12 protein-coding genes are annotated in these 13,848 nt (G+C 43.1%); 10 read left to right on the plus strand and 2 right to left on the minus strand.

What is annotated here, in order from left to right:
• Nucleotides 1-10: 10 nt before the first annotated feature.
• Entirely contained in the window at nucleotides 11-364 is a 354-nt protein-coding gene (locus tag J6836_RS01305; protein ID WP_219246128.1) for a DsrE/DsrF/TusD sulfur relay family protein, read from the plus strand.
• Nucleotides 365-482: 118 nt separating this feature from the next.
• Nucleotides 483-3,881 (plus strand): mechanosensitive channel MscK, encoded by a 3,399-nt coding sequence (gene mscK, locus J6836_RS01310; RefSeq protein WP_219246129.1) that lies wholly within the window; start codon nucleotides 483-485, stop codon nucleotides 3,879-3,881.
• A gap of 6 nt (nucleotides 3,882-3,887) precedes the next feature.
• On the opposite strand, the gene J6836_RS01315 is transcribed toward mscK, so the two are convergent.
• Both J6836_RS01315 and priC read right to left on the minus strand, forming a co-directional pair.
• Nucleotides 3,888-4,061, minus strand: a complete 174-nt coding sequence (locus J6836_RS01315; RefSeq protein ID WP_219246130.1) for a DUF2496 domain-containing protein — start codon at nucleotides 4,059-4,061, stop codon at nucleotides 3,888-3,890.
• Nucleotides 4,062-4,090: 29 nt separating this feature from the next.
• Entirely contained in the window at nucleotides 4,091-4,639 is a 549-nt protein-coding gene (gene priC, locus J6836_RS01320) for a primosomal replication protein PriC (RefSeq protein WP_219246131.1), read from the minus strand.
• Between the two features lie 142 nt (nucleotides 4,640-4,781).
• On the opposite strand from priC, the gene apt reads away from it, so the two are divergent.
• From apt to wzz(fepE), 8 genes are all read left to right on the plus strand, one after another.
• Nucleotides 4,782-5,333: an adenine phosphoribosyltransferase gene (gene apt / locus J6836_RS01325; protein WP_219246132.1), complete on the plus strand. Its 552-nt coding sequence runs from the start codon at nucleotides 4,782-4,784 to the stop codon at nucleotides 5,331-5,333.
• Nucleotides 5,334-5,445: 112 nt separating this feature from the next.
• Nucleotides 5,446-7,368, plus strand: coding sequence for a DNA polymerase III subunit gamma/tau (gene dnaX / locus J6836_RS01330; protein WP_219246133.1), 1,923 nt, complete (start codon nucleotides 5,446-5,448; stop codon nucleotides 7,366-7,368).
• Between the two features lie 47 nt (nucleotides 7,369-7,415).
• On the plus strand, nucleotides 7,416-7,745 hold the full coding sequence (locus J6836_RS01335) for a YbaB/EbfC family nucleoid-associated protein (protein ID WP_219246134.1): 330 nt from the start codon (nucleotides 7,416-7,418) through the stop codon (nucleotides 7,743-7,745).
• Nucleotides 7,745-8,344 carry a recombination mediator RecR gene (gene recR / locus J6836_RS01340; protein WP_219246135.1) on the plus strand — a complete coding sequence of 200 codons (600 nt, stop codon included), beginning with the start codon at nucleotides 7,745-7,747 and terminating at the stop codon, nucleotides 8,342-8,344. Before J6836_RS01335 ends, recR begins: the two co-directional genes overlap by 1 nt.
• 319 nt (nucleotides 8,345-8,663) lie before the next feature.
• Complete coding sequence (gene htpG, locus J6836_RS01345; protein ID WP_219246136.1) at nucleotides 8,664-10,538, plus strand: molecular chaperone HtpG; 1,875 nt, start codon at nucleotides 8,664-8,666, stop codon at nucleotides 10,536-10,538.
• Nucleotides 10,539-10,730: 192 nt separating this feature from the next.
• On the plus strand, nucleotides 10,731-11,375 hold the full coding sequence (gene adk, locus J6836_RS01350; RefSeq protein WP_219246137.1) for an adenylate kinase: 645 nt from the start codon (nucleotides 10,731-10,733) through the stop codon (nucleotides 11,373-11,375).
• A 182-nt stretch (nucleotides 11,376-11,557) separates the two neighbouring features.
• Nucleotides 11,558-12,523, plus strand: a complete 966-nt coding sequence (gene hemH / locus J6836_RS01355; protein WP_219246138.1) for a ferrochelatase — start codon at nucleotides 11,558-11,560, stop codon at nucleotides 12,521-12,523.
• Between the two features lie 123 nt (nucleotides 12,524-12,646).
• Nucleotides 12,647-13,765: an LPS O-antigen length regulator Wzz(fepE) gene (gene wzz(fepE), locus J6836_RS01360; protein WP_255586299.1), complete on the plus strand. Its 1,119-nt coding sequence runs from the start codon at nucleotides 12,647-12,649 to the stop codon at nucleotides 13,763-13,765.
• Nucleotides 13,766-13,848: the final 83 nt, after the last annotated feature.

A 13,848-nucleotide genomic window follows, 5' to 3' on the forward strand; every position in this document is an offset into this window, starting at 1 on the left:
GGAGTAACAGATGGCATCTATTCTGATTATCGCTAACGGCGCACCTTATGGCAGCGAAACTTTATTTAACTCACTGCGCCTTGCTATCACGCTAAAAGAGCAAAATTCAGATTTAGATTTAAAAATCTTTTTAATGTCAGATGCAGTTTGTGCAGGTTTAGCAGCTCAAAAACCGAAAGAAGGATACAATCTTCAGCAAATGTTAGAAATTTTAACGGCCCAAGGTGTGCCTGTTAAATTATGTAAAACATGTACCGATGCTCGTGGTATCAGTGAGTTAACTTTAGCAGATGGTGTTGAAGTTGGTACATTAGTTGAATTGGCTAGCTGGACATTAACATCAGAGAAAGTCTTAACATTCTAATTTGTTAGTTTAAAATGTTGCTCTAATTGTATGTGCTGGTAATGTGTTACTGGCACTTTGCTTTTTTGAATAACATACTGAGCAAAGAAAGAGTATGAGTGGGTATAAGGATATTACGATGATAAAACAACATAGAATAGAGCGGTATTTTATTAGCGCTGCGTTGTTACTCGCAATGATATTTTTTTCTTACTCTGCATCTGCTTTAACTCCAAATAACCTGCCTAGCAAAAACGACATTAAAAGTTCGCTCACCGCATTAAGTAAAAAAAGTAGCTTAAGTGAAGAAGAAAAATTGGTGCGTGGGGACTTAGAAAAAACATCCGATTTTTATAATGAATTAGATAAACTCGAACAGCGAACAGAAGAACTGCAAAAAAAACTTAATCGAACCAGTGAAGAATCAAGAATTGCCGTTCAAGGTTTACAACAAGTTAGAAATGAAAGCCAACAACAGGCTTCGCAATTTGCTGAAAAGATAAAAAATAGCTCACTTTCCCAATTAGAAGCCCTACAAGCGACCTATTTAGAAAACTTACAGTCGGAACAAAACGACCTCGCAACCTATAATAGCCAACTAATCGGTTTACAAACCCAGCCAGAACGCGCACAGGCGTTGATGTTGGATAATGCTCGGCGGTTACAAGAAATTCGTAATGAACTTAATAGCACACTTAATGATTCAGTGAGCTTGCGACCATCTCAAGTTGATATGCTGCAAGTTGAGCAGTATCTCTTACAGCAACAAAATGAATACCAAAAACGTATTTTGCAAACCAATACGCAATTGCAAGATGTTCTGCAAAAGCAACGTGACTATACCGCTGCATATATTGCTCAGCTTGAGGATCATGTTCAACAGTTACAAGCCGCTATCAGCAATCGCCGTCTAGATGATTCCCAATCAACGGTGCGTGAAGCATTAGATACCTCTGAAGCGGATATTCAAGCGCAGCAAAACCCAGTCATCCAAAAAGAAATCGCTATCAATAATGCGCTCAGCGATCGGTTGATCCAAGTGACAGAAGATAGCAATAAGCTGGTGCAAAATGGCATTCGTGTTAAAGCGTGGCTAGAAAGGGCGACACAGTCAGAACGTAATTTGAAAGAGCAAATTAACGTTTTACGTGGGAGCTTATTGCTATCTCGTATCTTATTCCAACAGCAAATTGATTTACCGCCAGATATTTTAACCAAAAACTTGCCAGTGACGATTGCGGATTTACGTCTCGAACAGTTTGATATTAATCAGCAGCGTGATGCGTTATATCAACCTAATGACTACATCTCTGGCATAGAGAGCCAACTGGCTGTCAAAACAGGTGAAGAGCAGGGTAGCGGTTCATTGCTATCAACAGATGATAAGGCAGCATTGACCAAGCTTTTAGATGTCAGGCGTGGCTTGTTAGATGAGCTAAACCAGCAACTGGGCGGGCAAATCTCCCAAGCGATTAACTTGCAACTCGACCAAAACCAATTATTGAGTGTGGTAAGCTCCCTTGAAAGTACATTAGCTCAGCAAATATTTTGGGTGAACAGCAATAAACCGATGGATGTGGAGTGGATTAAAACCTTCCCTGAAGCCGCGGCAGCCCAAATCAGTAGCTTTGATTTCAGTTTATCGTCTCGCAGTATTCAGCGCGGGATAACAAACTCGTTGTTAGTCGTGATCCCACTGGTATTGATTGCGGTGATTTTTATTTGGTTTCATCGCAAAATTAACCGACGTTTACAAGCGATTGACCAACGCTTATCGAGCCTACGGAATGACAGTGTTTTGAGCACGCCAATAGCGCTCTTACTGACATTGATGCAAACCCTGCCTATCTCTTTATTATTATTGGCAGTAGGTTATTGGTTCTTAAAAACAGGTAATGTCCAAGGGCCGTTTTTTTGGCAGTTTTGCCAACAACTTGCCGTTTTTTGGGCGTTGTTTGAACTTACATTTCGCATCTTGAAGCCCCAAGGCATTGCACAGAAGCATTTTGGGATAGAGCCAGAAACTATCGCACGAACGCGTCGCCGTATGTCGCGCTTATCTATCCCGTTGATCCCATTAATTTTCTTTTCAACTTATGGGGTTATCAACCCATTAAGAGTTTCAGAAGATGTGATTGGGCAATTGATTGTTTTCGTTTCGCTATTGTTGTTGTGTATTTTTACTGTGCCATTTTGCAAACAAGTTTGGCAAGAGAAAGGCAGCCATTTAACGCGGACGATTGTTATCACATTATTGACGTTTTCCCCGCTTATTTTAGTGGGGCTGATGATGGCGGGCTACTATTACACCACACTGCGTTTGGCAAACCGCTGGCTTGATAGTTTGTATTTGTTGTTGCTTTGGTACATCACTTATAACGCCTGTTTAAGGGGCTTAACACTGGTGGCCCGCAAGTTGGCTTATCAACGTGCGGTCGAACGCCGTGAAGCATTAAGGCTAGAAAGGCAGGAGCCACAGGAAGATGCGGAAAATGAACCAATTAAAGAGCCGCCGATGACCATTGAACTGATCAGCCAGCAATCTTTGCGTTTAACAACCATGGTGCTGTTTATCATTTTTGCGTTGGCATTTTACGGTATTTGGTCTGATTTTATTACGATTTTCTCATTTTTTGATAGCGTAGAATTGTGGCGCTATACCGATGTTTCCCCTGAAGGTACGAATATTCTTAAGTCGGTGACACTCGCTAATCTGATTTTAGCGGTGGTGATTATTATTGTGGCGTGGGTGATGACGCGTAACTTACCGGGCTTGTTAGAAGTACTTGTTTTATCACGCTTAAAATTGAGGCAAGGGTCAACTTATGCCATCACCACAATACTGACTTATATCATCGTGGGTATCGGTGCGATTGCGTCACTCGGCATGATTGGTGTGACATGGAACAAACTGCAATGGTTAGCTGCCGCTTTAACCGTTGGGTTAGGGTTTGGTTTACAAGAAATTTTTGCGAACTTTGTTTCGGGGATCATCCTCTTATTCGAAAGACCGATCCGTATTGGCGACACCGTCACCATCGGGACCTATTCGGGCACGGTGAGCAAAATTCGTATCCGTGCAACCACCATTGTTGATTTCGATCGCAAAGAAGTGATCATTCCCAATAAAGCGTTTGTCACAGAACGGCTGATCAACTGGTCGTTGTCAGATACGGTTACGCGGATCACGATTTCACTCGGCGTAGCGTACGGATCGGATCTGGACAAAGTGAAGCGTGTATTACTATCTGCGGCCACCGGTAATGCCAAAGTGATGACAGAGCCTGCACCGAGCGTCTATTTCACCACGTTTGGAGCGAGCACGTTAGACCATGAACTGCGCTTCTACGTCCGCCAAATTGGCGATCGCAGCGTGACCAGTGATGAAGTGAATCGAGCGATTGATAAACTGTGCAGAGAAAACGACATTGATATCGCCTTTAACCAGCTGGAAGTGCATCTGCACAATAATAAAGGGGAGGAAGTACAGGAAGTGCAGCGTTCCCCAAAAGAAAACGGTCATGATAACGAAAAATAATTAGGGTTATTCAAGGCAGACGGTTTCTTCCGCTTGTCTTTTTTGTTTTAAAATATAATCATTTTTAACAATATCAAGGGCTTTAAGAACAATATCGGGTTCGATATCCGAGGTTTCTAATAAGTAAATCAAATCAACGGCAAGCTGTGTTTCGAGGGGGGCGTCTTTGAGTGATTCCATTCGTGTTCCTTATATCGCAGTGTGTCGAATTATTCAAAATATTGATTTTCTTGATGCTCTATGGCTTTTTCAATACGCAAAAGGGCTTGGCGGCAACGGTACAAACGGCCTGCTAATGTTGCGAGCTCTTTTTGGCATTGGTGCTGTAAACGGTGGTCTATTAGCCCTGATAGTTGGAGCTCTTTTTCACTGACCATCGCTTGTAAGCGGCGCTCATAGTCCTGATGTTGTGATAAACGTTCATATAAATCAACCTGTTCCTTTTTCTTGGTAAAGGATGATTCCTTTTCACGCAACGATTGCGTTGAAATTTCGCGGGAAATGGCCTGCATTTGATGCACAATTTTTTCAGTGAGAAAATTCACTTGTTCAGTGTGGTTCAGTGTGACACTGTTGCATAACTGCTGGTAAAGGTTATTTAACTCTTTTTGGCAGTCCCCTAAGCGCGTCGATTTATGGCTAAACAGCTGCATATCAAAACGGGAGTGGGAAAACTCGTTATCTTTAATGGGGGCGACACGGGTTTCTAACTCGTCAATTTGCTTTTTTAACGCATCCAACAGAGCCTGTATTTTCATTTTTTGTTCTCATTAAATGTGAAAAATCGCGGAAAATTGATATTCAGCAACAAAACTCGCTGCAAATAGGCGGCTGCTTATTGCATTTTTATGGTACTTTACATAGATTCTACACTTTCGTGTTTACTACATGGCTTTTATTATGACCGCTAAAGAGCAACAACTGCAATTGATTAAAGAAAGTATCGCATCCATTCAAGATTATCCAATCGAGGGTGTGATCTTCCGTGACATTACGACTTTGTTAAATAACCCTGCTGCATATCAAGCAACGATTGATATGTTAGTTGAACATTACCAAAACAAAGGCGTCACTAAAATTGTAGGAACTGAAGCGCGTGGTTTTCTATTCGGCGCACCAGTTGCATTACGTTTAGGCGTGGGTTTTGTTCCTGTTCGTAAAAAAGGGAAATTACCGCGTGAAGTATTAAGTATGACTTATGATCTCGAATACGGTACCGATACCCTTGAGATCCACAAAGACAGCATTCGCCCAGAAGATAACGTGCTGGTAGTTGACGATCTGCTGGCAACAGGCGGAACGGTTGAAGCGACCGTGAAAATGATCAAACAGCTTGGTGCAAATGTTGTCGATGCTGCATTTATCATTAGCCTGCCTGACTTAGGTGGTGTTGAACGCTTACAAAAAGAAGGCGTTTCTTCATACAGCTTGGTTGAATTCCCAGGCCATTAATCTTTATTTTCCCTCTATTTTTATCACAGTCTCGCCGTAGAGGTTGAGGCTGTGGTAGCATGTACTATGATTACCTTTATTCACACATCATTATTAAATTACTGTGGGATCCATGAGCTATCAGGTACTTGCCCGTAAGTGGCGACCTCAAAAATTTTCAGACGTTGTTGGCCAACAACATGTCTTGACTGCACTTGCTAATGGGCTGGCGCACCAGCGGCTTCATCACGCCTATCTTTTTTCGGGTACCCGCGGCGTTGGGAAAACGACGATTGCACGCCTTTTTGCTAAAGGGCTCAATTGCGAAACAGGGATTACAGCAACACCTTGTGGCCAATGTGCAAACTGCCTCGAAATTGAGCAAGGTCGCTTTGTTGATTTGATTGAAATCGATGCGGCTTCGCGAACTAAAGTCGAAGACACCCGTGAATTGCTGGATAACGTGCAATATGCACCCGCGAGAGGGCGCTTTAAAGTGTACCTTATCGATGAAGTCCATATGCTTTCACGGCACAGTTTCAATGCGCTGTTAAAAACCCTTGAAGAACCGCCTGAGCACGTCAAGTTTTTATTGGCAACGACAGATCCACAAAAACTGCCAGTGACGATTTTATCGCGTTGCTTACAGTTTCATCTTAAAGCGTTGGATGTGACGCAAATCAGTGAACAGCTGGAGGTTATTCTCAATGCTGAAAATATTGAACATGACCTGCGTGCACGCCAGTTAATTGCTCGTGCTGCCGATGGCAGTTTGCGTGATGCATTAAGCTTAACTGACCAAGCCATTGCCATGGGGCAAGGTAAAGTCACCGCAGACATTGTCAGTCAAATGTTAGGGACGCTGGATGATGAGCAACCTTTAGCCATTATCGAAGCCCTCGTTAGAGCCGATAGCATTGCGGTTATGACCCAAGTGGAACACGCGGCAAGTCGCGGTGCTGATTGGGAAAACTTATTGGTCGAAATTTTATCGCAACTCCACCGTATTGCGATGATCCAGCTACTGCCTGCGGAACAAGAAACTGACCCATCTTCAACCGAAGGGCGTTTACGCCAAGTGGCGAGAGTGGTTTCCCCTGCGGATCTGCAACTTTTTTACCAAACACTGCTGGTGGGCAGAAAAGAACTTCCGTATGCCCCTGAGCGGCGTATGGGGGTTGAAATGACGCTACTGCGAGCGTTAGCTTTTCACCCAAAGAGCGTGATTGAAGAGATTGAACCGCCCCCAAGAATTGTGCAGCAAGCGCCAGTTGTAAATCAGCCTGTCGCTCAGCAACGTGTTGCACCTTCGATGCCGCGTTCAGAAAATTTGCCTGAAAATAGCCCGACAGCGCAATTGCTCAAAGCAAGGCAGGCGCTACAAAGTGAGGATCCTAGCCCAAAAAAGGCTAAACCGGTGATGTCTGAAAGGGCAAAGCCGGCGGTATCAGCACTTGAAAGGCTGGCCGCCGTGACCAGCAAACATCAACAAAATGTGGAAAATAGAGCGTCTGGGTCTGCGAAGCCGGAAAAACCGAAGCAGTACCAGTGGAAGCCGCAAAATGAAGCGGCCATGAACCCGAAAGAGGCGGTCACCACACCAACGGAGATTAAAGAGGCACTCGAATACGAGAAAACCCCTGAATTAGCAGTGAAAATTGTCGAAGAAGGGCGTGAACGAGATAGCTGGTCAGGTAAAATTGCACAATTAAATATTCCTAAGCTAGTTGAACAATTAGCTTTGAATTCATATATAGAAGAATTAAGTGAGTCGCAAATTGTGTTGCATTTGCGCTCAGCTCAGAAACACCTTGATAAACCCGCTGCACACAAAGCACTGGAAGAGGCCCTGAGCGAACTGTATGGTCGTACTGTTGAACTGAAAATCGTTCACGATGATAATAGCGAGGTGAAAACCCCGCTAGAATGGCGACAGGCGATTTATGAAGAGAAACTGGCGCAAGCTCGTCAGTCTATTATTGCGGATAAAACGATTCAAAAACTGCGTTCTATGTTTGATGCGCAGTTGGATGAAGAGAGTATTCGCCCCGTTTAACGCTACAGTCTTATGTTTAGCTGTAGCCTCAGTTGTGAGAGAAAACTATGTTTGGTAAAGGTGGATTGGGTAACCTGATGAAACAGGCCCAGCAAATGCAAGACAAAATGCAGAAAGTTCAGGAAGAAATCGCCAACTTAGAAGCAACGGGTGAATCAGGCGCTGGTCTGGTCAAAGTCACTATCAATGGCTCACACAACTGCCGTCGCGTAGAAATCGACCCAAGCTTGCTCGAAGACGACAAAGAAATGCTGGAAGATTTAATTGCTGCGGCATTTAACGATGCAGCGCGTCGTATCGAAGAAACCCAAAAAGAAAAAATGGCGAGCGTTTCCAGTGGTATGCAATTACCACCAGGCTTTAAGATGCCATTCTAATGCAAACCAGTCCGCTTCTTGAATCATTAATGGAAGCTCTGCGCTGCCTTCCCGGTGTCGGGCCCAAGTCAGCGCAGCGAATGGCTTTCCAACTGCTACAGCGCGACCGTAGTGGCGGGATGCGTTTAGCGCAGTCGCTCACACGTGCAATGTCTGAAATTGGCCATTGCCGTGATTGCAGAACATTTACTGAACAAGATGTGTGCAATATTTGCGATAACCCTCGTCGTCAACAAAACGGTTTGATTTGTGTGGTGGAAAGTCCTGCGGATATCTATGCCATTGAGCAAACAGGTCAATTTTCAGGGCGTTATTTCGTTCTGATGGGGCACTTGTCACCACTAGATGGTATTGGCCCGATGGATATCGGGTTAGATAGGCTTGAAGAGCGCTTAGTTGCCGAAACGATTGTCGAGGTGATTTTAGCCACCAATCCGACGGTCGAAGGCGAAGCGACGGCAAACTATATTGGGCAAATGTGTGCGCAATATGGGGTGACGGCGAGCCGTATCGCCCACGGGGTGCCTGTGGGGGGGGAGTTGGAGCTTGTCGATAGTACGACTTTGTCCCATTCGCTCTCCGGCCGCCTTAAACTTTGATATCCTCGTCATATTTCAATCTGTAGGGGTGTTGGCTGCACTCGGCGACTCGGGTCACATACTCATGTATGCTCCCCGAGATCTCCTCATTTGCCGCCTACCTACAGCTTGAACTATTTAGAGGATATACTGGGAGGTTGTAAAAAGATCCCTTTAAAATAATTTGTATTGTTATTATTTCCTTTCTAATCATTGGTTTTAGGTTTTTATTTGATAAAAATTTTTGCCTTTGTCGCTTGAATTTCTGTTTTTTGCCCCCAACTAATCTGCATCGGTAAGTCAAACCTATCCAATTAGATTGATGAAATAGAGGCGATTAATGAGTATGAAAGGACAGGAAACACGTGGTTTCCAATCAGAAGTTAAACAACTCCTCCAATTAATGATCCATTCTCTTTATTCCAATAAAGAAATTTTCCTGCGTGAGCTTATCTCTAACGCATCTGATGCGGCAGATAAACTGCGTTTTCGTGCGCTGTCTAAACCAGAATTGTATGAAAATGATGGTGAGTTACGTGTACGCATCAGCGCAGATAAAGACAAAGGCACGCTAACGATTAGCGATAACGGTATCGGGATGAGCCGTGACGAGGTGATTGACAACCTTGGGACAATCGCAAAATCAGGTACAAAAGCCTTCTTAGAAACCCTCGGCAGCGACCAAGCTAAAGACAGCCAAATGATTGGCCAGTTCGGTGTGGGATTCTACTCCGCATTTATTGTGGCTGACAAAGTTACCGTGCGTAGCCGTGCAGCGGGTGCACCTGTTGACGAAGGCGTTTTCTGGGAATCTGCGGGTGAGGGCGAATACACCATCGCAGATATCGAAAAAGCGGAGCGCGGGACTGAAATTACCTTACATCTTCGTGATGACGAAAAAGAATTCCTTGATAACTGGCGCTTGCGTTCCGTTATCAGCAAATATTCGGACCATATTGCGCTGCCTGTTGAAATCGAAGATAAAAACGAAGAAGACGGCACGGTCACTTGGGAAAAAATCAACCAAGCAAAAGCCCTATGGACACGCAGTAAATCTGAAATTTCAGACGAGGAATATGTTGAATTCTATAAACATATCTCCCACGACTATGCTGACCCACTAACGTGGACGCACAACCGCGTCGAAGGTAAACAAGAATATACCAGTTTGCTGTATGTGCCTTCCCAAGCACCATTTGACTTGTGGAATCGCGATCAACAACACGGCTTAAAACTGTACGTTCAGCGTGTATTCATCATGGATGACGCAGAACAGTTTATGCCAAATTACCTGCGTTTTGTTCGCGGTGTCTTGGATTCTAATGATTTGCCACTGAACGTGTCTCGTGAAATTTTACAAGATAGCGCGCTGACCCGTAGCTTACGTAGCGCGCTAACAAAACGCGTTCTGCAAATGCTCGAAAAACTGGCTAAATCAGACGCAGAGAAATACCAAACCTTCTGGCAGCAATTTGGCTTGGTGATGAAAGAAGGCCCTGCAGAAGATATGGCGAACAGCGAAACTATCGCAAAACTGTTGCGCTTTGCTACAACACATACCGACAGCAACGTACAAAACGTGTCGTTGGAAGAGTATGTGGGCCGTATGGTTGAAGGTCAGGATAAAATTTACTATATCACTGCAGACAGCTACGCCGCGGCGAAAGGTAGCCCGCACCTTGAATTATTTCGCAAAAAAGGCATTGAAGTCCTGCTGTTATCTGACCGCATTGACGAATGGATGATGAACTACTTGTCTGAGTTTGACGGCAAACAATTCCAATCTGTCAGTAAGGCAGATGAATCACTGGATAAACTCGCCGATGAAAACAAAGCAGAACAAGAAGAAGCAGACAAACAGCTTGAGCCATTTGTTGAGCGCGTAAAAACCTTCTTAGGTGAGCGTGTTAAAGAGGTGAAATTAACGCACCGTTTAACCGATACACCTGCGATTGTCACCACCAACGCCGATGAGATGAGTACGCAAATGGCGAAGTTATTTGCGGCAGCGGGGCAAGCAGCGCCAGAAGTGAAATATAACTTTGAGCTAAACCCCGCGCACCCATTGGTGAAAAAAGCATCTGAGGTCTCAGATGAGTCTGTCTTTGCTGACTGGGTGGATGTCCTGCTGGATCAAGCCTTACTGGCAGAACGCGGTACATTAGAAGATCCAAACCTATTTATACGAAAAATCAATGAATTACTTTTAAAGTAACGTGAACTTGTATTTTCGTTTTTGAACATAAACCGCGCTTTTGCTTATGCTTTAGCGTGGTTTTTTTCTTTTGCGAAAAAAGATAAATGCGAAAACGTTTACGTGTGTTCTTGAGTAATGCGCCATGCTAATGGTATGGTAGCGTGTTTTCTTTTCAAATTATAAAAAACTAAATAGCAAGGGGTTTACGCAATGCGTATCATTCTGCTGGGCGCTCCGGGCGCTGGTAAGGGCACTCAAGCTCAATTTATTATGGAGAAGTTTGGGATCCCACAAATTTCAACAGGTGACATGTTACGTGCAGCTGTTAAATCAGGGAGCGAGTTAGGTTTACAAGCTAAAGAGCTGATGGATAACGGCAAATTAGTGACTGATGAACTTGTTATCGCACTGGTTAATGAGCGCATCAAACAAGATGACTGCCGTAACGGCTTCTTGTTGGATGGGTTCCCTCGCACAATTCCACAAGCGGATGCGATGAAAGAAGCGGGTATCACCGTTGATAACGTACTTGAGTTCGACGTACCAGACGAAATCATTATTGAGCGTATTATCGGTCGCCGTGTTCACGCTCCATCAGGCCGTGTTTACCACGTCAACTTCAATCCACCAAAAGTGGAAGGTAAAGATGATGTGACGGGTGAAGAACTGACTATTCGTAAAGATGACCAAGAAGACACGGTTCGTAAGCGTCTGGTTGAATACCATGCGTTAACAGCGCCATTGATTGCTTATTACCAAAACGAAGCGAAAGCGGGTAACACCAAATACTTTAAATTAGACGGTACTCGTAAAGTCGCAGAAGTTAGCGCAGAGTTAGCGAAAATTTTAGGTTAATATTTATACGTATCATGCGCTAAATTGCAGTATTGATAACTGCAATTCGAATTATTTAGAGTATGAATGTATTATGTAAAGGCAGCGAATATCGCTGCCTTTCTTTTTTATACCACTTGGTGACAAAAATCGTTATTTAACTGTGATAAAGTTGGGAATGATTATCAATTAGGAGCTGTTTCATGTCAGAAAAAAAAACCGGCATTCTGTTAGTTAACTTAGGAACCCCTGATGCCCCAACGACTTCCGCAGTGAGACGCTATTTAGCCGAGTTTCTTAGTGACAAGCGCGTTATTGATGTCCCTCGCTTGATTTGGAAACCCATTTTGCACGGGGCAATTCTACCTTTGCGCTCATCGAAAGTAGCCAAACTCTACCAATCAATTTGGCTTGATGATGGTTCGCCTTTATTGGTGTACTCATTGCGCCAAAAGCAAAAACTCGCAGAATTGATGCCAAATACTCCAGTAAAAATTGGAATGAGTTATGGCTCGCCTTCTGTGAAAAGTGCCGTTGATAAATTAATGGATCAAGGTGTTAATGATTTAGTGGTTTTACCGCTCTATCCGCAATACTCCTGCACAACAACAGCGGCGGTGTATGATGCAGTAACAAGAGCGTTTCAAGGTAGGCGCACCATTCCGTCAGTGCGTTTTATTCGCAGCTATGCAACGCATCCCGCTTATATTCAAGCATTAGTATCATCAATTGAAGAAAGCTTTGCGGAACATGGTGAACCCGATAGGCTAATATTGTCGTTCCACGGTATCCCACAGCGTTATTGTGATACAGGGGATATCTACCAACAAGAATGTGAACAAACGGCTCAGGCGTTACGTGAGGCGCTAAATTACCCAAGTGAAAAAGTGTTACTCACTTACCAGTCACGTTTTGGCCGCGAACCTTGGTTGATGCCATATATGGATAAAACCATGCATGAATTACCCTCACAAGGCGTAAACTCTGTTCAGGTTATTTGCCCTGGTTTTTCTGTTGATTGTTTAGAAACATTAGAAGAAATTAGCGAACAGAATAAAGAGTTCTTTATCAGTAGTGGGGGCAGTAAATATAATTATATAGCGGCGTTAAATGATAATCCAAATAGTATTCGTATGATTAATTTAATTATTCAGGATGAGCTAATTTAGGTTATCGCTTAAATTAGCATTAAAAAGTTCGGTAATCGATATATCAAAATTTCAAATATAGACTATAATAACTTATCTTAAATTATAAATTATTAAAGAAATGTTATGTCTTTTGGAATTAATATGAGCAACGAGCAACCGCCACGAAAGAACATTGAGCAGAAGTCAAACTCTGCTCATCAGTTTCATATTCAGCAGAATGATGAAATTGATCTTATGGCGTTATTGAGTGTTTTATTAAAAAATAAAGTATTGATTATTATTTTTACGGCTTTTTGTATTGCATTAAGTGCGGGGGTTGTTAAATTTCTTCCGCAAAAGTGGACTAGTACGGCGATCGTTATTCCACCTATTTCTGAAAACATGAAGGAAGTTAATGCACTAAAAGCCCAATTGGATGTGCTTGAAATTCCTATCGATTTAACCTCTCAACGTATCTTTAATACCTTTATTGACCAATATCGCTCTAAAGTTAATCAAAGCGATTATGTCAAAAGTACAGAGTATTATCATAAGCTTGCACAAAATGTTGATCCTAAAGATGATGTGATGGCACAGCAGCGTTTAGTGAATCAAATCATCAATAACGATATTCAAATCCAAGACCAATCTAAAGAAAAAAATAGTTCTTCGAGCGATATCGTCTTGAAATTTACGGCACCATTGCCAACGGAAGCGCAAGATTTATTGGATGGTTATATCCGCTATAGCGCCTCCAAGGTGAGAAGCCAGATTAAAAACGAAATTGATAACACAATTTCACAGCAGCTTATTTTTGCCACTGAGTCACTTAAACGTGAAGTGAGTAAGATTCAAACCGAATACGACGTTAAGGTTGAAAGGCTAAAACGTGCAGTTGATATTGCTAAAGCGGCAGGGGTTGAGAAGCCTATTGCTAGCGACTCACAGGCGATTAATGATGACCCTGACTACCCAATCGCATTGGGGGCTGAGGCGTTAGAGAAAAAATTGTTGATCGAGACGCAAAATCGTGACTTAGCTTTGATGAGTGAAAACCTGCAAAATCGCCAGATTTATATCAATGAAATCAATGAGCTTAAAAGCAAAGAATTGGCTTTTACGCCAGTAACATTTATTCTGCAACCTGATTTACCGTTGAACAAAGAATCACCAAAATCAGCGTTAATTGTGGCATTAAGCGCCATTCTTGGGTTAATTTTGAGCTGTGCATTTGTATTAAGCCGCGAGCTTTATCGCGATTATAAACTGCAAAATCAGTAAACTAGCTATACAAAAGACAAACGATGAAGCCAGTGCTTTCTTTGAAGGTGCTGGCTTTATTTTATCGTGCTAGAATAGTGCGA

This window comes from Providencia sp. R33 (genome assembly GCF_019343475.1).
Classification (GTDB): domain Bacteria; phylum Pseudomonadota; class Gammaproteobacteria; order Enterobacterales; family Enterobacteriaceae; genus Providencia.